The sequence below is a fragment of the Kitasatospora sp. NPDC004799 genome, from assembly GCF_040609095.1.
Lineage (GTDB): Bacteria > Actinomycetota > Actinomycetes > Streptomycetales > Streptomycetaceae > Kitasatospora.
In genome coordinates, this window is the sequence record NZ_JBEXJK010000054.1 from 1 (window position 1) to 17,446 (window position 17,446).

The 17,446-nt window shown below is 75.2% G+C and carries 12 protein-coding genes and 1 tRNA gene; all 13 read right to left on the reverse strand.

Annotation, left to right across the window (positions count from 1 at the left end; all coding sequences use genetic code 11):
- Nucleotides 1-145: 145 nt before the first annotated feature.
- Nucleotides 146-219, reverse strand: a tRNA-Thr gene (locus tag ABZW03_RS10285).
- Between the two features lie 80 nt (nucleotides 220-299).
- Entirely contained in the window at nucleotides 300-950 is a 651-nt protein-coding gene (leuE, locus tag ABZW03_RS10290) for a leucine efflux protein LeuE (protein ID WP_355254606.1), read from the reverse strand.
- A gap of 108 nt (nucleotides 951-1,058) precedes the next feature.
- Entirely contained in the window at nucleotides 1,059-2,783 is a 1,725-nt protein-coding gene (locus ABZW03_RS10295) for an alpha/beta hydrolase (RefSeq protein ID WP_355254608.1), read from the reverse strand.
- Between the two features lie 143 nt (nucleotides 2,784-2,926).
- Nucleotides 2,927-4,123 (reverse strand): hypothetical protein, encoded by a 1,197-nt coding sequence (locus ABZW03_RS10300; RefSeq protein WP_355254610.1) that lies wholly within the window; start codon nucleotides 4,121-4,123, stop codon nucleotides 2,927-2,929.
- Nucleotides 4,124-4,343: 220 nt separating this feature from the next.
- Nucleotides 4,344-5,555 (reverse strand): DNA polymerase III subunit delta', encoded by a 1,212-nt coding sequence (locus ABZW03_RS10305; RefSeq protein ID WP_355254646.1) that lies wholly within the window; start codon nucleotides 5,553-5,555, stop codon nucleotides 4,344-4,346.
- A 243-nt stretch (nucleotides 5,556-5,798) separates the two neighbouring features.
- Entirely contained in the window at nucleotides 5,799-7,628 is a 1,830-nt protein-coding gene (tmk, locus tag ABZW03_RS10310) for a dTMP kinase (protein ID WP_355254648.1), read from the reverse strand.
- Between the two features lie 15 nt (nucleotides 7,629-7,643).
- Nucleotides 7,644-9,296, reverse strand: coding sequence for a hypothetical protein (locus ABZW03_RS10315; protein ID WP_355254612.1), 1,653 nt, complete (start codon nucleotides 9,294-9,296; stop codon nucleotides 7,644-7,646).
- 236 nt (nucleotides 9,297-9,532) lie between these two features.
- Nucleotides 9,533-12,403, reverse strand: coding sequence for a type I DNA topoisomerase (gene topA, locus ABZW03_RS10320; protein WP_355254614.1), 2,871 nt, complete (start codon nucleotides 12,401-12,403; stop codon nucleotides 9,533-9,535).
- 472 nt (nucleotides 12,404-12,875) lie between these two features.
- A complete protein-coding gene (locus ABZW03_RS10325) occupies nucleotides 12,876-13,334 on the reverse strand; it encodes a DUF3592 domain-containing protein (protein ID WP_355254616.1) in 459 nt (152 codons plus the stop codon).
- Nucleotides 13,335-13,594: 260 nt separating this feature from the next.
- Nucleotides 13,595-15,127, reverse strand: a complete 1,533-nt coding sequence (locus ABZW03_RS10330) for a methyltransferase (RefSeq protein WP_355254618.1) — start codon at nucleotides 15,125-15,127, stop codon at nucleotides 13,595-13,597.
- A gap of 319 nt (nucleotides 15,128-15,446) precedes the next feature.
- A complete protein-coding gene (locus tag ABZW03_RS10335; protein WP_355254620.1) occupies nucleotides 15,447-16,232 on the reverse strand; it encodes a hypothetical protein in 786 nt (261 codons plus the stop codon).
- A gap of 272 nt (nucleotides 16,233-16,504) precedes the next feature.
- Complete coding sequence (locus ABZW03_RS10340) at nucleotides 16,505-16,924, reverse strand: ATP-binding protein (protein ID WP_355254622.1); 420 nt, start codon at nucleotides 16,922-16,924, stop codon at nucleotides 16,505-16,507.
- 160 nt (nucleotides 16,925-17,084) lie between these two features.
- Nucleotides 17,085-17,426 (reverse strand): anti-sigma factor antagonist BldG, encoded by a 342-nt coding sequence (gene bldG, locus ABZW03_RS10345; RefSeq protein WP_188301204.1) that lies wholly within the window; start codon nucleotides 17,424-17,426, stop codon nucleotides 17,085-17,087.
- Between the last annotated feature and the right edge of the window lie 20 nt (nucleotides 17,427-17,446).

Sequence of the window (17,446 nt, forward strand, 5' to 3'; positions counted from 1 at the left end):
TCAGCCGGACGGGCGTAGGCCACCTGGCCCACGCCCGACAGCAAGATCAACACCTAGTCCAACCGGGTGTCGTACACCTAGATCGTGATAGTCCCCGCAAAAGGCCCAGACCGGATGAAATCCGGCCTGGGCCTCAACAAAAACGAGCCGCCTGCGGGATTCGAACCCGCGACCTACGCATTACGAGTGCGTTGCTCTGGCCAACTGAGCTAAGGCGGCGCCGTTGCCGTGTGTGGTGGCAACGCGGGCCAGTCTACACAGGTTCGCGGGTGATCCGTAACGGGGTGGTGGGGCGGGGGTCAGGCGGAGGAGACGGCGAGCTTGGCGGCGAAGCCGGCGAAGAGGACGGCGACGCCGCTGGTGAGGGTGGCGGAGAGGCGCTTGCGGCGGCGGAAGGCGGTGGCGAGGGTGGTGCCCGCGAAGATCAGGAGGGAGAGGTAGAGGAAGCTGAAGGTCTGGAGGATGCCGCCGAGGAGGGCGAAGGAGAGGGCGGGCCGGCCGTAGGAGGGGTCGACGAACTGGGTGAAGAAGGAGAGCAGGAAGAGGATGGCCTTCGGGTTGAGGAGGCTGATCACCAGGGCGCGGCGGAAGGGGTTCTCGGTGGGTTCGGGGGCCGGTTCGGCGGTGGGGTCGGGGGTGGTCCGGCGCTCGCGCCAGAGCTGGCGGGCGGCGCGGAGCATGCCGTAGCCGATCCAGAGCAGGTAGGCGGCGCCGCCGAACTTGACCACCGCGAAGACGGCCGGGTTGGCCTTGAGCAGGGAGGCCGCGCCCAGGGAGGTGAGGCTGATCAGGGTGAGGTCGCCGATGAAGACGCCGGCCGCGGCCCGGTAGCCGGTGCGGATGCCCTTGCGGGCCGCGACGGACAGCACGTACAGGGAGTTGGGGCCGGGCAGCAGGATGATGACGAGGGCGCCGAGGACGTACGTCGCCAGGTCGTTGACTCCGAGCACGATGAGCTCCGGTGCAGGGGAGGGGGGCAGGGGTCGCTCATCGTAACGTCGTACCGGTGATCGGTTGAAGTGAAAACCACCTGTCGGACCACCGCCCCCGGGCCCGCCCTACCGCTCGCAGCGCTTGCCCTGCTCCGGGGCCTCCCCGGTCAGCAGGAAGCGGTTCACCGCGCCGTCCACGCAGGCGCTGTGCCGGCCGTACGCGGTGTGGCCGTCGCCGTCGAAGGTGAGCAGCCGGCCGGACTCCAGCTGGCCGGCCAGCGACCGGGCCCAGGCGTACGGGGTGGCCGGGTCGCGGGTGGTGCCGATGACGACGATCGGGGCGGCGCCGGCGGCCCGGACGGTGTGCGCCGCGCCGGTGGCCCGGACCGGCCAGTAGGTGCAGGTCAGGGCCATCCAGGCCATGTCGCGCCCGAAGTGCGGCGAGGCCCGCTCGAACTCCGGTACCGCCCGCTGGACGTCCTCCGGCCCGCGGAACGGGGCGGGCAGGTCGAGGCAGTTCACCGCGGTGTTGGCGAACATCAGGTTGGGGTACGAGCCGTCCGCCTCGCGCCCGTAGTAGTCGTCGGAGAGCCTCAGCAGGCCGGTGCCGTCGCCGGCCCGGGCGTCGGCGAGCGCGGTGCGCAGCTCGGGCCAGAGGAAGTCGGCGTACATGGCCTGGATGACGCCGGTGGTCGCCTGGGGCTCGGTGAGCCGGCGGCCGCCGTCGGTGGTGGGCAGCGAGGCGGTGCGGACGCCCGCGAACAGGGCGGTGAGCTGCTCGCCGACCTGCTGCTCGGTGCGGCCGAGCGGGCAGTCCTCGCGCGTGGCGCAGTCCCGGGCGAAGGCGGTCCAGGCCGTCTCGAAGCCGCCCGCCTGGGTGAGGTTGCCGGTGACCGAGTCGAGCGACGGGTCCATCGCACCGTCCAGCACCAGCCGCCCGACCCGGCCGGGGAACAGCCCGGCGTAGGTCGCGCCGAGGAAGGTGCCGTAGGACTTGCCGACGAAGTTCAGCTTCTCGTCGCCGAGCAGGGCGCGCAGCACGTCCATGTCGCGGGCGCCCTCGACGGTGCTGAGGTGGCCGAGCGCCGCCCCGGCCTGCTTCCGGCAGCCCTCGGCGAACTCCCGGTCGGCCGCGATCAGCGCGTCGATCCCGCGCTGGTCGCCGGGGGTGAGGCCGACGGTGGTGTAGGCGTCCATCCGGTCGCCGGTCAGGCAGCTGACGGGGTTGCTGCGGCCCACCCCGCGCGGGTCGAGGCCGACCAGGTCGTACCGGTCCCGCACGCCGCGGTCGTACGTCCGGGTGGCGGCCTCCAGGTACTCGATCGCCGAGCCGCCGGGACCGCCCGGGTTGAGCAGCAGGGAGCCGAGTCGCGAGCCGGGGGCGGCGGGAGAGGAAGCGGAGGCGGAGGCAGCGGCGGGAGGGGAGGCGGAGCCCGACGGTTCGGCCGCCGCACGGGCGGCCGCCAGGGTGAGGTCGCCGTCCCCCGGGTGGTCGTAGTCCAGCGGCACCCGGAACGTCGTGCACTCGAACCCGCCGTCGCAGGGCTGCCACGCCAGGCGCTGCGCGTAGTACGGCGCGAGCACGGCGGGGACGGCGGCGGGCAGCGGCTCCAACGGGGTGGCTCCCACCGCTCCCGCCCCTCCCACCGCTGCGGCCGCCGACGCCGAGGGCGCCGAGGGCGTGTCGGAAGCCGCCGAGTCCGAGGAGGACGCCGCCGGCGCCCCGGCCGGATCGGAGCTGCACCCGCCCGCCAGCAGCCCGGCGACGACCAGCGCCGAAGCCAGCGCCCGCGTCCGCACCCGCGCAGCCAGTACCCGTCCCCGCGCCTGTGCCCGCCCGACGGCCCTCATCCGCCACCTCTCCGCAATCGACCAGCACGTGGAACAACCAGAAGAACAGCCAGAGGAACAACTCACGAGAGCGCCCGGAGGAAACGCCGCTGCCCGGCGCCCGCCCCGGGGCACCGGGCAGCGTAGCGCCGCCGGAGCGGCACTCAGGTCGCCTTGGCCAGCGCGTCGGCCAGGAACTGCGCCGCCTGCCGGACCAGCCGCAGCCGCTCCCGGTCGGGGGTGAAGTCCTGCACGTTGTCCGAGATCCGCACCTCGGCCTTGGCCGCCGCTCCGGGGCCGGCCTTCAGCGCGGACTGGAGCTTGCGGGCCGCGTCCAGCCCGGCGGAGTCCGACTTGGCGGCGGCCAGCAGCAGCTTGGCCGCGCTGCCGGCCGGGGCCTCGGCGCCGGTCTGGGTGAGCGCGGTGGCGTCGTACCGGCCGGAGACCGCCGCGGCCGCGCCGTACAGGTCGGGCCGGGACAGTCCGGCGGCAGCCGCACAGGGTGCGCCGGCCTCGACGCCGAGGGTGCCCCAGGAGGCCGGGCCGGGCGCCAGGGTGCGGAAGGAGGCCGCGATGGTGGTGCGCAGCGTCGCGTCGTCGGCGACGGCGGCCGGGGCGGCGGCGACCAGCTCGCAGGGGTGCGCGGTGCCGTTCGGCGCCTCGGGCGCGACCAGGACGAACGGACGGGCCTTGCCGCTCTGCAGGGCCGAGCCGATGCCCTCGAAGACGTCCGGCACCTCGGCGTCGGCGGTCTTCTGAGGGGTCGCCGCCTGCATCACGACGACCGGGAAGCGGGCGTTCGGCTCCTTGGCGTACTGCGGCGGGAGCCAGACCCGGATGTTGCGGGGGTGGCCGTCGGGGCCGAGGACGGCGGACTGGAGCAGCTCGCCGCCGCCGGGGTGGCCGACGCTGTCGAAGCGGCTGACCACGGCGGGAGCCGCGGCGGGCGCGGCGGCAGGGGCGGCGGGAGCGGCGGCCGCCGGGTCGGCCGCGGGCGGCACCGCCTGCTGCTGCCGGACCGCCACCCCCGAACCGCTCCCGGCACCCGACTCCGAGCCCGAACCCGCACCCGCACCCGCACCCGCCGCGTCCACGACCGGCTCCGCCCGGTCCGGCTCCTGGGCGGTGTCCCGGCCGAGGCCGCCGAAGGCGCCGAGTGCGGTGAGCACCGTCAGCGCGGTGACGCACACCCCGCAGACCATCGCACCGGCCGCCCGCAGCAGCATCGGCCAGCGGTCGCCCGCCAGCTCGTAGGTCTCGGCGGCGCGCAGGTCGCGCCAGCGCTGTTGGGCGCCCCGGGCCAGCCAGATCCCGCCGAGGGCGGCGGCCAGCAGGGGGATGACGAGGAGCGAACGAACCACGGGACGCACCACCTCTGGAGGGGCCGCGCCGAACCGGAACCGGCGCGTACGGGGAGGCGACCGCCCCGGGCAGCGGGCGCAGTCGGCCCCCAGCGTGCACAACGGGCGGACAGTCACACGACGGTGTGCCCGGCGAGTGTCGCCCGTTCACTCGAAGGTGGGACGGCCCGCGCTCCGGGAGGCCTACGGACGCCGCCCGCCGCAGCGCCCCGACGGGCACTCAGCCCGCGCGCAGCGCCACCGTCATCGCCTCGACCGCCAGCAGCGGGTCCACGTTGCGGTCCAGAGCCTGGCGGCAGGCCAGCACCGCCTCGATCCGGCGCAGCGTGCCCTCCGCCGGACCGGCCTGGGCCACCCGGTTCAGCGCCTGCCGCTGGTCCTCGTTGGCGAGCGCGCCGGTGGAGCCCAGCTGGATGGCGAGCACGTCCCGGTAGAAGCCGAGCAGGTCGAGCAGGGCGACGCCGAGGGTCTCCCGGCGGGTGCGGGTGGCACGGCTCTTCTGCCGCTTCTCCAGCTCCTTGACCGCACCGGCCATGCCGCGCGGCGCCTTGCTGCCCTCGGCGGCGCCGTAGGCGGCCTTGAGGTCGTCCGTCTCCTTGGCGTCCTGGGTCTCGGCGAGCGCCTCGGCATCGGCCTTGGCGGTGTCGACCAGGCGCTGGGCGGCGGACAGGCAGCCGCCGATGTCGCCGATCTCCAGCGGGATGCGCAGCACCTCGGCCCGGCGCGTCCGGGCCTGCTCGTCGACGGCGAGACGGCGCGAGCGCTCGATGTCGCCCTGCCCGGCGAGCGCGGCGAGCCGGGCGGTCTCCGGGTCGACGCCGTCGCGGCGGACCAGGGTGTCGGCGACCGCCTCGGCCGCGGGGGTGCGCAGCACCAGCAGGCGGCAGCGCGAGCGGATGGTCGGCAGCACGTCCTGGACGGACGGGGCGCAGAGCAGCCAGACGGTGCGCGGGGAGGGCTCCTCCACGCCCTTGAGCAGCGCGTTCGCGGCGGCCTCGGTGAGCCGGTGGGCGGCGTCCACGAGGATCACCGACCAGCGGCCGCCGGTCGGGTAGCTGGAGGCGCGCATCACCAGGTCGCGCATGTCGCCGACGCCGATGGAGAGGCCGTCCGTCCGGACGTACTTCACGTCGGCGTGGCTGCCGGCCAGCACGGTGTGGCAGCCGTCGCAGAACCCGCAGCCGGGCGTGCCGCCGAGCGCGAGGTCGGGGCTGGTGCACTGGAGGGCGGCGGCGAAGGCGCGCGCGGCGGTGACCTGCCCGGCACCGGGCGGGCCGGTGAACAGCCAGGCGTGCGTCATCAGGGAGGCGTTCGCGCCCTCGACCGGAGCGGCCCCGCGACCGGCCTCGACCGTCGCCCCGGCCGCCCGGGCGGCGGCGGTCAGCTGCTCGACCACCCGCTCCTGGCCCACCAGGTCGTCCCAGACGGCCACTGCTGCTCCCAAGCTCCGTACGGCAGCGCCCGTGGCGCCTCTTCCCCGCCGTCGAGCATACGTCTCCGCTCCGACACCCACTGCGCCGTCCGGGTCACGGCGGACGGCGAGGCCCTGGTCCTGGCCCTGGTCCTGGCTCCGGACCCGGCCCCGAACTGGCCCCTGGACGACGAAACGCCCCGACGGAACGCGGCGGCGCCGCCGGGGACCTGCCCCGACGGCGCCGATCAAGCGTGGTGCCGGTCAGCCCCGGCGGCCCCAGCGCCGGCCCTTGCCCTTGCCGTCGCCCTTGTCCTGGTCGCCCCCGCGGCCCTCGGCCTGCTCCGGGCCGGCCTCCGGACCGGCCTGCGGGCCGCCGTACGGACCGTCCTGGCCCGGGCCGCCGCGCTCCCAGCGCGTCCACTCGTCGTGCGAGCCGAGCAGGGTGTCGGTGAGGCTCGGCAGGTCGTCCAGCGGCGTCTCCTCGGCCCACTCCGGACGCGGCCGCTCGGCGCCCGGCTGCGCCTGCGGCTCCGACGGCGACCCGGCCGCCGGCTCCGCGCCGACCACCGGCAGCTCGCGGGTGCTGTCCACGGACCCCTGGCCCGCTCGGCCCACGGTACGGCCGTCGGTACGACCCTCGGAACGGCTCTCGGTACGGCTCTCGGCACGACCCGGCTCGATCCGCGGCAGCACCTCGGTCCGGTCCGCCTCCGCCGGGACCTTCGGCAGCACGGCCGTCTCGTCCACCGCCGAGGCCGGCACCACCGGCAGCTTGGCGGTCTCGTCGACGGCCCCGGCCGCCCGGCGCGCCTCGACGGCCTCCGCCGCCCGGACGGCCGCCTGCCGGTCCCGCAGCGACAGCTCGCGGGTCGCCTCGTCCCCGAGCCCGCCCGACGGAGCCGACGCCTGCGCCGCATCCCGCGGAGCGTCCCGGACCGCCCGCAGCTCCGTGGTCACGGCATCCCCGGCCACCGCCCCGGACACCGGGCCCGAGACCGAACCCGAGCCCGAGCCCGGAGCAGCATCCGAGCCCGGCCGCCCCTCGGCCCGGCCCTCCGCCGACTCCGCCGCCGCAGCAGCGGCCGCCAGCGCGGCGGCCTGGGCCAGCCGCGCCTCCTCGGCCCGCTGGAGCGCCTCCTCCGCCCGGCGGCGCTGCTCCTCGCGGGCGAGCTCGCGCTGCCGCTGGAGCTCGGCCTGGGCGGCCGCCTCGGCGGCGACCCGCCGGCGCTCGGCGGCCTCCGCGGCCAGCCGGGCCTCCTCGGCCGCACGGCGCTCCGCCTCCTCGGCGGCACGGCGCTCGGCCTCCTCCTCCGCCCGGCGACGCGCTTCCTCCTCGGCCTTCCGCCGGGCCTCGGCGGCGGCCCGCTCGGCCTCCTCCTCGGCCAGCCGCTCCTTCTCCGCCTGCTCGGCCCGCAGCTGCGCCAGCAGCTCCTGCCGCTTGCGCTCGGCGGCCTCCTCCTCGGCCTTCTTGCGGGCCTCCTCGGCGGCGCGGCGCTCGGCCTCCTCCTTGGCCAGCCGCTCCTGCTCGGCGCGGGCCGCCTTCTCCTGCTCGGAGAGCGGCAGCTCGCGGTCCAGCCGGTGCCGGATGGCGGTGGTGACGAAGCCGGGAGCCTGGCTGCCGTCCACGACCAGGTAGCGCGCCGGGTCGGCGGCGGCGAGGGCGAGGAAGCCGGCCCGGACCCGCTGGTGGAACTCGGTGGGCTCGGACTCCAGCCGGTCCAGCGCCTCGGTGAAGCGCTCGCGGGCCCTGGTCGGGTCGACGTCCAGGACGACGGTCAGGTCGGGCAGCAGCCCGCCGGTGGCCCAGCGGGAGATCCGGGCGACCTCGGTCGCGGCCAGGTCCCGCCCGGCGCCCTGGTAGGCGATGGAGGAGTCCATGTACCGGTCGGTGATCACCACGGCGCCGCGGGCGAGGGCCGGGCGGATGACGTTCTCGACGTGCTCGGCGCGGTCGGCGGCGTAGATCAGCGCCTCGGCGCGGTGCGACAGGCCGGTGTTGCCGACGTCCAGCACGAGGCCGCGCAGCCGCTGGCCGACCGGGCTGCCGCCGGGCTCGCGGGTGAGCACGACCTCATGCCCCTTGCCGCGGATCCACTCGGCGAGCGCCTAGGCCTGGGTGGACTTGCCGGCGCCGTCGCCGCCCTCCAGGGCGATGAAGAAGCCGGTGCCCGCGCCCCGGTGCGGCGCCGGGCCGCCCGCGCCGCGCACGGCGTCCGCCAGGTCCCGGACGAACGGCGCGGTGCCGCGCCGGTCGTCGGTGCGCAGCAGCACGACGGCGGCGAGCACCAGCGTGAGCAGCCCGGAGGTGGCGACGGCCAGCGCCGCGCCGCCGTGGATGAAAGTGAAGGAGCCGGGCTCGACGGTGCCGTACTCGACGTCCCCGAAGCCGGCGGCGATCAGCGGGACGACGACCAGGGCGGCGGCGACCACGGCCCGGAGCACCGCGAACAGGTGCTCGGTGACCTTCGGCAGCCGGGCCTCCTCGACCTCCTGGGCGAGCAGGGTGCGCCCGGCCGAGACCACGATCCCGGCGGCCAGCCCGGCCAGCACGGTGAGCAGCAGGACCAGCACGAAGTCCAGCACCAGCCCGGCCAGGATCAGCGCGACGCCCTGGGTGAGCAGCGCCAGCGCGAGCAGCCGGCGGCGGGACAGCGAGGGCAGCGTGGCCCGGGTGAGCCGGGCGCCCAGGGCGGGCGCCCCGGTGGCGGCGAGCACCAGCAGGCCGTAGCCGATCGGCCCGGCACGGTGCTCGGCGGCGGTGAGCAGCGCGAGCGCGGCGACGCCCGCCATCGCGGCGTAGCCGGCCGCGACGGCGAAGGTGAAGTACGGGGCGCTGCCGGTGCGGCCCTTGCTCAGCGCGGGGCCGGGGGCCGCGTCGGTCGGGGCGCGCAGGCCCTGGAACGGGGAGACCGGGGCGACGGACACCGGGCCGCCGGGCAGTTGCTGGAGGTAGCCGCGGACCGCCGCGGCGGCGAACAGCCCGGCCGCGCCGAGCGCCGCGAAGGTGAGCTGGTGGGCGCGGAGCCAGTCGGAACCGAGGGCCGCGCCGATGTTGTTGAGCAGCGTCAGGGCCACCAGGCCGACGGCGCCGAGCGGCACGGTCACCCAGCCGGTGAAGCGGTCGATGCCCCGGACGCTCTCCAGGTTGGCCGCGGCCGGGCGCTGCTCGGCGACCGGCGCGTAGGGGTCGGCCGGCGGCAGCAGGCCCGGGACGGCGGCGGCCTTGGTGATCCCCCAGACCCGCTCGGCGGCACCGGTCAGGAACACGGTGGCGAGCAGGACGTAGGCGGCGGCCCCGGAGGGCTTGGCGGCGGAGCCCAGCCAGACGCTCCACCAGGGGGCGAGGCCGATCAGCAGGGCGCGCAGCACGTCGGCGCCGAACAGCGTCCAGCGCCGGTCCAGCCTGCCGGCGACCAGCCGGTGCACCGGGCCGAGCAGCGCCACGCCGACCAGCCCGGTGGCCAGCACCCGGACGGCGAGGACCGCGGCGACGGCGAAGGCGAGGCTGCGCGGCAGGCTGCCGAACTGGCCGCCCTGGGCGGCGGCGATCACGGTGAGCGCGAGCAGCACCAGCAGACCGAGCCGGTCGGCGGTGCCGCCGATCAGCTGGGTGGTCCACAGGCGCCGGTAGGCACGTGTCCGCAGCAGCGCCCGGGCCCGGTCCATCGGAGTCCCGGCGGGCGCGACCTCGGGCAGGTCGGACGCCCAGGCTCTGGCGGCCGGGGCGGCGCTGGGGGTGGGCTGCTCCTCGCTCGTCATACGGTCAGCGTAGCGGGCGGGGCTTGGCCGGATTGTGGCGAACAGGCTTCCGGATCCCGCTCAGCACCGGGTTGTGACGTTCCCCGCACAGAACCCCGCACAGAACCCCGCGCGGACGGCCGTGCGGATGCCCGTGCGGACGCCGGCACGGAATCCGCTCGGCCCCTCGGCCCCGGCAGACCTCGGGCCCGCACCCCGAGGTCGGGGGTGCGGGCCCGCTGCCGCTCGCCGGAGGATCAGCCCTCGTCGGTGGCCGTGGTCTTGCTCGCGGCCGTCTTCTTGGCCGCCGTCTTCTTCGCCGCCGCCGTCTTGGTGGCGGTGGTCTTCTTGGCGGCGGTCTTCTTCGCGGCCGCGGTCTTGGTCGCCGCGGTCTTGGCCGTGGTCGTCTTCTTGGCCGCGGCCTTCTTCGCCGGGGCCTTCTTGGCGGCCTTCTTCACCGGTCCGCGCGCCCGCTTCTCGGCGAGCAGCTCGTACCCGCGCTCCGGCGTGATGGTCTCGACGTCGTCGTCCTTGCGGAGCGTGGCGTTGGTCTCGCCGTCGGTCACGTACGGGCCGAAGCGGCCGTCCTTGACCACCACCGGGCGCTCGCTGACCGGGTCGGTGCCCAGCTCCTTGAGCGGCGGGGCGGCGGCGGCCCGGCCGCGCTGCTTGGGCTGGGCGTAGATCGCCAGCGCCTCGTCCAGGGTGATCGTGAAGAGCTGGTCCTCACTGGTGAGCGAACGGGAGTCGGTGCCGCGCTTGAGGTACGGGCCGTAGCGGCCGTTCTGCGCGGTGATCTCCGCACCCTCGGCGTCGGTGCCGACCACCCGCGGCAGCGAGAGCAGCCGCAGCGCGTCCTCCAGCGTGACGGTGTCCAGCGACATCGTCTTGAACAGCGAGGCGGTGCGCGGCTTGACCGCGTTCTTGCCGGTCTTCGGCGTGCCCTCGGGCAGGATCTCGGTCACGTACGGGCCGTAGCGGCCGTCCTTGGCGACCAGCATGTTGCCGCTGACCGGGTCCGGGCCGAGCTCGAAGTCGCCGCTGGGCTTGGCCAGCAGTTCCTCGGCCAGCTCGACGGTGAGCTCGTCCGGCGGCAGCTCGTCCGGGATGTCGGCGCGCTGGCCGGGCTCGCCCTCGACGGCCGAGGCGCGCTCGACGTACGGGCCGTAGCGGCCGACCCGCAGGGTGATGTCGTCGCTGACCTTGAACGAGCTGATCTCCCGGGCGTCGATCGCGCCGAGGTCGGTGACCAGTTCCTTCAGGCCGCCCAGGTGGTCGCCGTCGCCGTTGCCGGCCTCGGCGGCGCCGCCCGCGGCGTGGCCCTCGCCCTCGCCGAAGTAGAAGCGCTTCAGCCACGGCACGGACTGCGCCTCACCGGCGGCGATCCGGTCGAGGTCGTCCTCCATCTTGGCGGTGAAGTCGTAGTCGACCAGCCGGCCGAAGTGCTTCTCCAGCAGGTTGACCACAGCGAAGGAGAGGAAGGACGGGACGAGCGCCGTCCCCTTCTTGAAGACGTACCGGCGCTGGATGATCGTGTCGATGATCGACGCGTAGGTGGAGGGGCGGCCGATCTCCCGGTCCTCCAGCTCCTTGACCAGCGAGGCCTCGGTGTAGCGGGCCGGCGGCTTGGTGGCGTGGCCCTCCGGGGTGATCCGCTCGGCGGCCAGCGGGTCGCCCTGGGCGACCTGGGGCAGCCGGCGCTCGCGGTCGTCGAGCTCGGCGTTCGGGTCGTCGGCGCCCTCGACGTAGGCCTTCAGGAAGCCGTGGAAGGTGATGATCTTGCCGGAGGCGGAGAACTCGACGTCCCGGCCGTCGGCGGAGGTGCCGCCGACCCGGACGGTGACGGACTGGCCGACCGCGTCCTTCATCTGGGAGGCGACGGTGCGCATCCAGATCAGCTCGTACAGCTTGAAGTCGTCACCGGTCAGGCCGGTCTCGGCGGGGGTGCGGAAGCGGTCGCCGGACGGGCGGACGGCCTCGTGCGCCTCCTGCGCGTTCTTGACCTTGCTGGCGTAGGTGCGCGGGGCGTCCGGCAGGTAGTCGGCGCCGTACAGCTGGGTGACCTGGGCCCGGGCGGCGGTGACCGCGGTGTCCGACAGCGTGGTGGAGTCGGTGCGCATATAGGTGATGAAGCCGTTCTCGTACAGCTTCTGGGCCACCTGCATGGTCCGCTTGGCGCCGAAGCCCAGCTTGCGGCTGGCCTCCTGCTGGAGCGTGGTGGTGCGGAACGGCGCGTACGGCGAGCGGCGGTACGGCTTGGACTCGACGCTGCGGACGGCGAACGCCGTCTGCTCCAGGGCGGCGGCCAGCTGACGGGCCGCCTGCTCGTCCAGGTGCAGGGTGTTCGCGCTGGCGGCCTTCAGTCGGCCGTCCTGGCCGAAGTCGCGGCCACTGGCGATCCGCTTGCCGTCGACGGCGGCCAGCCGGGCGCCGAAGGTCTCCGGGTTGGCGGCGTCGACCGGGGTGCGGCCGGTGCCGAAGGTGCCGACGAGGTCCCAGTACGAGGCGGTGCGGAAGGCCATCCGCTCGCGCTCGCGCTCGACCACCAGTCGGGTGGCGACGGACTGCACGCGGCCCGCCGACAGCTTCGGCATGACCTTCTTCCACAGCACCGGCGAGACCTCGAAGCCGTACAGCCGGTCGAGGATGCGGCGGGTCTCCTGGGCGTCGACCAGGCGCTGGTTGAGCTCGCGCGGGTTGGCCACGGCCTCCTGGATCGCCGACTTGGTGATCTCGTGGAACACCATGCGGTGCACCGGCACCTTGGGCTTGAGCACCTGCTGGAGGTGCCACGCGATGGCCTCGCCCTCGCGGTCCTCATCGGTGGCGAGGAAGAGCTCGTCGGACTCCGCGAGCAGCGACTTCAACTTGCTGACCTGGGACTTCTTGTCCGCGTTGACCACGTAGATGGGCGCGAAGTCGTGGTCGACGTCCACCCCGAGGCGGCGCACCTCGCCGGTGTACTTGTCCGGCACCTCGGCCGCGGTGCTCGGGAGGTCGCGGATGTGCCCGACGCTCGCCTCGACGATGTAGCCGGGGCCCAGGTAGCCCTTGATCGTCTTCGCCTTGGCCGGCGACTCGACAATGACGAGTCGCTGTCCGTGCGCGGTCTCGCTGCTCGGGGACACCTTCGCTCTTCTCTCCCGGTCCTTATGGCTGGTCGGCGCCGGCAGCACGGGCTGCGCTCCGCCCGACCCCTCCACCGTCCCGGGGCTGCCGCGGCACGACACCCCCACCAGCGGAGTGTGACCGTACCCCGGCCACCCTTGTCAAACGGACGGATCCCGCTTTTTCACTTGCCGGGCTCACCGACGCCACTCGAACGGTAACCCGATGACGGAGGTTCGTGCCCTGCGGAGGGGGGCCTTCGGCAGGTTCCGGAGGATGGAATGACGGATTTCAAGATCTGTCAACGGAAAATCGACGGGCGGGCGCGAAGTGGCGCGAATCCGCCGGGGGCGCGCTCGACGGTGGGGCGCGGGAGCCCTGTGGGTCGCGGGGCTCCGGTGGGTCCGTAGGGGCTCTGGTGGGCCGCGGGGGCTCCGGTGGGTCCGCGGGGGCTCCGGTGGGTCGCCGGGGCCCTGGCGGGTCCGTCGGGGCTCAGCCGCCGGCCACGGCGACGAGGCCGGCGCCCGCCGCCAGGCAGCCCACGCCCAGGACGCCCCACAGCAGGTCGACGACGGCGGCCCGGCCGACCTCCCCGGCCGCCAGCACCACCCGGCTCGGGTGCCGGGGGTCGTAACAGATCCGCACCGGGGCGCCGGGCGCGAAGCGGTCCGGGCGGCGCAACGGGGTGTGCCCGCGCGGGCGGGCGATCACGAGCCCCGCTATGCCGCACGCGCCGGGACCGCCGACCGAGGGCGGTACCGAGAAGGAGAGCAGCGGCGCGCTGTCCAGCTGGCCGTGCACGTCGTCCTCGGCCACCACGGTGGCCACCGCCGGCACCCCCCGGCGGCGCACCCGCAGGCGCAGGACCACTTCGGCGGCGCACCAGAGCAGCAGCACGCCACCGAAGAGGGCGAGCACCGACCCGCCCACCATCGCCGTCGTCGTGTCCACCCCTGGCCCCCGGCTCCCCAGCTCTGTCCACAGCCTGTGGACAGAGCTTCACAGTGGAGGGCCAACGGGAGACAGCCGTCCGGCGGCGGCCGGACGAACCAGGGGGTACGGGCGGGTGAACCGGGGCCCCTCGCGGCGCCGGTGGGCCCGACGGATCCGACGGATCCGGGGCCGGCGGGTGAGGCCCAGGTGGGAGGGGCTCCGGGTGGGCGGGGCTCCGGCGGGTCCGGTCGTGGTGAACGGGCCCGCCGGTTCCGGCCTCAGCGGACCGGGTCGATGAACCCCTGCTCGGTCAGCAGCCGCAGCGACTCCGGCACCCGGTCCCGCAGGACCACCCGGTCCTCGCCGAGCAGCTGCGCGATGGCGTCCACGATCTCGCCCGCCGACAGCGTCCCGTCGCAGACCCCGACGAAGCCGGCGCCCACGGTGTCCACCTTGGTGGCCCGCCGCATGCCGCGGTTGTGACGCAGGATCACGTGCTCCGGGTCCTCCGCGCCGGGCGCGCCGACCTGCTCCTGGACCACCTCGTCGGCCAGCACGTAGCGGGCCGCGAGCAGGCCCGCGTCGTCGTGCGAGCGGAGGAAGTCCTGCCGGTCGAACCAGGTCTCGATGTGCGGGCCGAGCGGCTGCTCCACCGGGTGCGGCCACTCCTCCACCCGGACGGTCGGACGCTCGGCGCCGCTCGCACGCAGGGTGATCCAGCCCATGCCGATGCCCTCGACCCGGCCCGCCTCGAAGGCGTCCAGCCACTCGCCGTACCGGGCCTGGTAGTCGCCGCCGGGGCCGCGGTGGTCGCCGCCGTCGCGCAGCCACAACTCGGCGTACTGCGCCACGTCCTGGACCTCGCGCTGGACGACCCAGGCGTCCAGACCGGTGCCCGCGACCCAGCCGGCCAGCCGCTCGTGCCAGTCCTCGCCCTTGACGTGCTGCCAGTTGGCGAGCAGCTGGCAGTAGCCGCCGGGCTCCAGGTGCTCGGCGGCCGAGCGGACCAGGCTGCGGCACAGGTCGTCGCCGGCCATGCCGCCGTCGCGGTAGGTGAACCGGCCGCCCGGCGAGATGACGAACGGCGGGTTGGAGACGATCAGGTCGAACTTCCGCTCCCCGACCGGCTCGAAGAGGCTTCCGGCGGACACCTCGGTGTTGTCGAAACCGGACAGCGCCAGGGTCAGTTCGGTGAAGCGCAGCGCGCGCGGGTTGAGGTCGGTGGCGGTGACGGTCCCGGCGTGCCGGGCCGCGTGCAGCGCCTGCACGCCGGAGCCCGAACCGAGGTCCAGCGCGGCCCGGACGGGGCGGCGCACGGTGATGTTGGCCAGCGTGGTGGAGGCACCGCCGACGCCCAGCACCAGGTCCTTGCGGGCCACCCCGTGCGCGGTCTCACCGGAGCCGATGCCGCCCGCGCCGCCCACCGCACAGCCCAGGTCGGAGACCACCCAGGCATCCGAACTGGGCATTCCGGCCACCTCGTTGGCGTACGGCCGGACGTCGACGGTGGCGCGCACCAGATCGCCGTCGGAACGCAGCCAGCCGTCCGCCAGGCAGTCCTCCACCGGCAGCGCGGCGGCGGCCGCCCGGTACGGGACGGGCTGCTGCAGCAGGAACAGCCGCACCAGCGTCTCCAGCGGACTGCCACCGCGGGTCGCCCGCAGTGCCGGGACCGCCTCGCTGCGGGCCAGCGCCGCGTAGCCGGTGGGCCCGAGCAGGTCCAGGCACCCGTCGGCGGTGAACGAGGCGGCGAGCAGCGCCTCGCGGAACTTGGCGAGGCGGGTCGGGTCGAGAACGGGGCTACTGATCACCCCGCCATTGTCCCCCGCCGCCCACCGCCCGGCCGCCGCTGCGCCCCGCGCCCGTCGGACGGAAGCCCGGGCCACCGCGCGCGCCCCCGGACGCCACCGCGCGCCGCCCCGCCGGGGACGCCGCGTCGTGCGGCGGCGGGCCCACGAGGGCTTCGGCCCCCGGGGATGTCCGCTCGCAGGGTGCTTCGGCGCTGCGGCGGCACTCGGGTTCGTCCGGCCCGTTGTGGCCGACGCGCCGCCCGCCCTGCCGGCACCCTGCCAGCGGCCGGGCTCTGGCCGGTGGCAGGGCGGGCGCGTCGGATCGTCCGGTCCGCCGGGGTCAGCTCGCGCTGGGAGCGGGGGTCTCCGGGGTGGTGGGCGCGGCGGCCGGAGCGGTGGGCGCGCCGGACGCGGCCGGGCTCGCGGCGTCGGTCGCACCGGGCGCCGGGGTGGCGGCCGGTGCGTTCGGAGTGTCGGTCGCGCCGGGCGCCGGGGTCGTGCCCGCACCGCTCGGGGCCGGGGTGCCGCCGGCACCGGTACCCGCACCACCGGTCGCACCGCTGGTCGGGGCGGTGGTCGGGGACGGCTTGCAGCCCTCCTGCTTGGCCATCGCCGCACCGAGCTCGCCGCGCTGGAGCTTGCTCTGCGCCTGCGTGGAGAGCGAGGCCAGCTGCTGCACCTGGTCGGCCACGCTGCGCAGCCCGTCGGCGAACTTGGCCTGGTCGGTGTTGGGCAGCGCGTCCAGCTTCTTCTGGACCTCCACGTAGCCGTCGGCCGCCTTCTTCAGCTCGTCGACGGTGTCCTTCTGGAGGGTCGCGCCGTCCTGCACCTTGGGCGCCCCGGCCGAGTCGATGGCGGCGGCTATGTCCTGGTTGGTCTTGGCCAGCCGCCCGATGTCGGTGGAGAGCCGCTTCTGGAGGTCGGCCGGGGCCTCGCCGGTCTTCACCTGGCCGGTGTCGGCGAGCGCGGTCTGTGCCTGGGCGATCGGGTCCTTGGCCGCGCCGCAGACGCTCGACGCCCAGGCGTCCAGCTGCTTGCTGGTCTGCTTGCCGTCGTCGCCGCAGCCGACGGCGCCGAACGCGAGCAGCACGCCGAGGGCGGGTACGGCCAGCAGTCGCTTGTTCACCGGGAGAGGCCTTTCGGTTTCGGTCGTCATCGGTCGTCGAACCTACACGGCCGATGCCCGCTCCCCGGTTCCCTGCCCCCGCTTCCCCGCCCACCCGACTCGGCCTTCCCCGCGCGGCCTTGTCCTCGCGCAGCGCGCCGACGGGCGCGGCGAAGCAGGCCCCGCACGCCGCGCGTGCCGACCCGAGTGTTTCGGTGACGGGGCTGGGCCCCGGCTTCAGGGCGCGGGCGTCCGGGCTCGCGCGGGAAGCAGGAAAGCCCGGAGGCGCCGCCTCAGACCGCGACGGAGGCGACCGAAACCGGCCAGCTCATCCGGATCAGGCCACCGTCCGCGCCGCTGGTGACCTCCAGGTCCTCGACCAGGCCGGTGATCACGGCGAGGCCCAGGGTGTCCTCGTCCGGCTCGCCGCCCTCGGCGGCGCCGGAGGACGGGACGGCGGCGGGGCCGGCCTCGTCCTCGACCTCGATGAGGAAACGCTTCTCCTGATCGGTCAACGCGACCCGGACCGTGCCGCCGATACCGCCGCGCTGGTGCAGTCCGACCGCGCGTGAGCACGCCTCACCGACCGCGAGCCGTACCTCGTCGAGCACCGACTCATCGACCCCGGCCCGTCTGGCGACGGCCGCGGCGACCAGCCGAGCCGTCCGCACGTGCTCGGGAAGCGCGCTGAATCGAAGTTCGACGGTTGCCATCTCTCCCCCTCGGGGTGCTCCGACCGGGGCCGGAGGTCCGGCCCCCTGCGGGCCGGCGGAACCGGCCCAGAGGCGCCCGGGGGACGCACCGGGCCACACGGGCCCGGGCACCCGGACGCGATGAACGAGCGGGCCGGCCGCACGGGCCGGCCCGGCCGCGTCAGTCGGTCGCGGCGACCGCGTCGTCCACCGAGGTGTGGATCGGGAAGACCTTGGTCAGGCCGGTGATGCGGAAGATCTTCAGGATGCGCTCCTGGTTGCAGACGAGGCGCAGCGAGCCCTCGTGAGCGCGCACCCGCTTCAGACCGCCCACCAGCACACCGAGGCCGGTCGAGTCGAGGAAGTCAACGCCTTCCATGTCGACGACGAGGTGGTACTTGCCGTCGTTGACGAGCTCGACCAGCTGCTCCCGCAGCTTCGGGGCGGTGTACACATCGATCTCGCCGCCAACCTCGACGACCGTACGATCGCCGACTGAACGGGTCGACAGGGACAGGTCCACGGAACCTCCAGCACCTTGCC

Coding starts and splice junctions, on each gene's coding strand:
- ABZW03_RS10340 (WP_355254622.1), bottom strand. CDS start 16,924: ATGGCAACCGTCGAACTTCGATTCAGCGCGCTTCCCGAGCACGTGCGG.
- ABZW03_RS10295 (WP_355254608.1), bottom strand. CDS start 2,783: ATGAGGGCCGTCGGGCGGGCACAGGCGCGGGGACGGGTACTGGCTGCG.
- ABZW03_RS10315 (WP_355254612.1), bottom strand. CDS start 9,296: ATGACGAGCGAGGAGCAGCCCACCCCCAGCGCCGCCCCGGCCGCCAGA.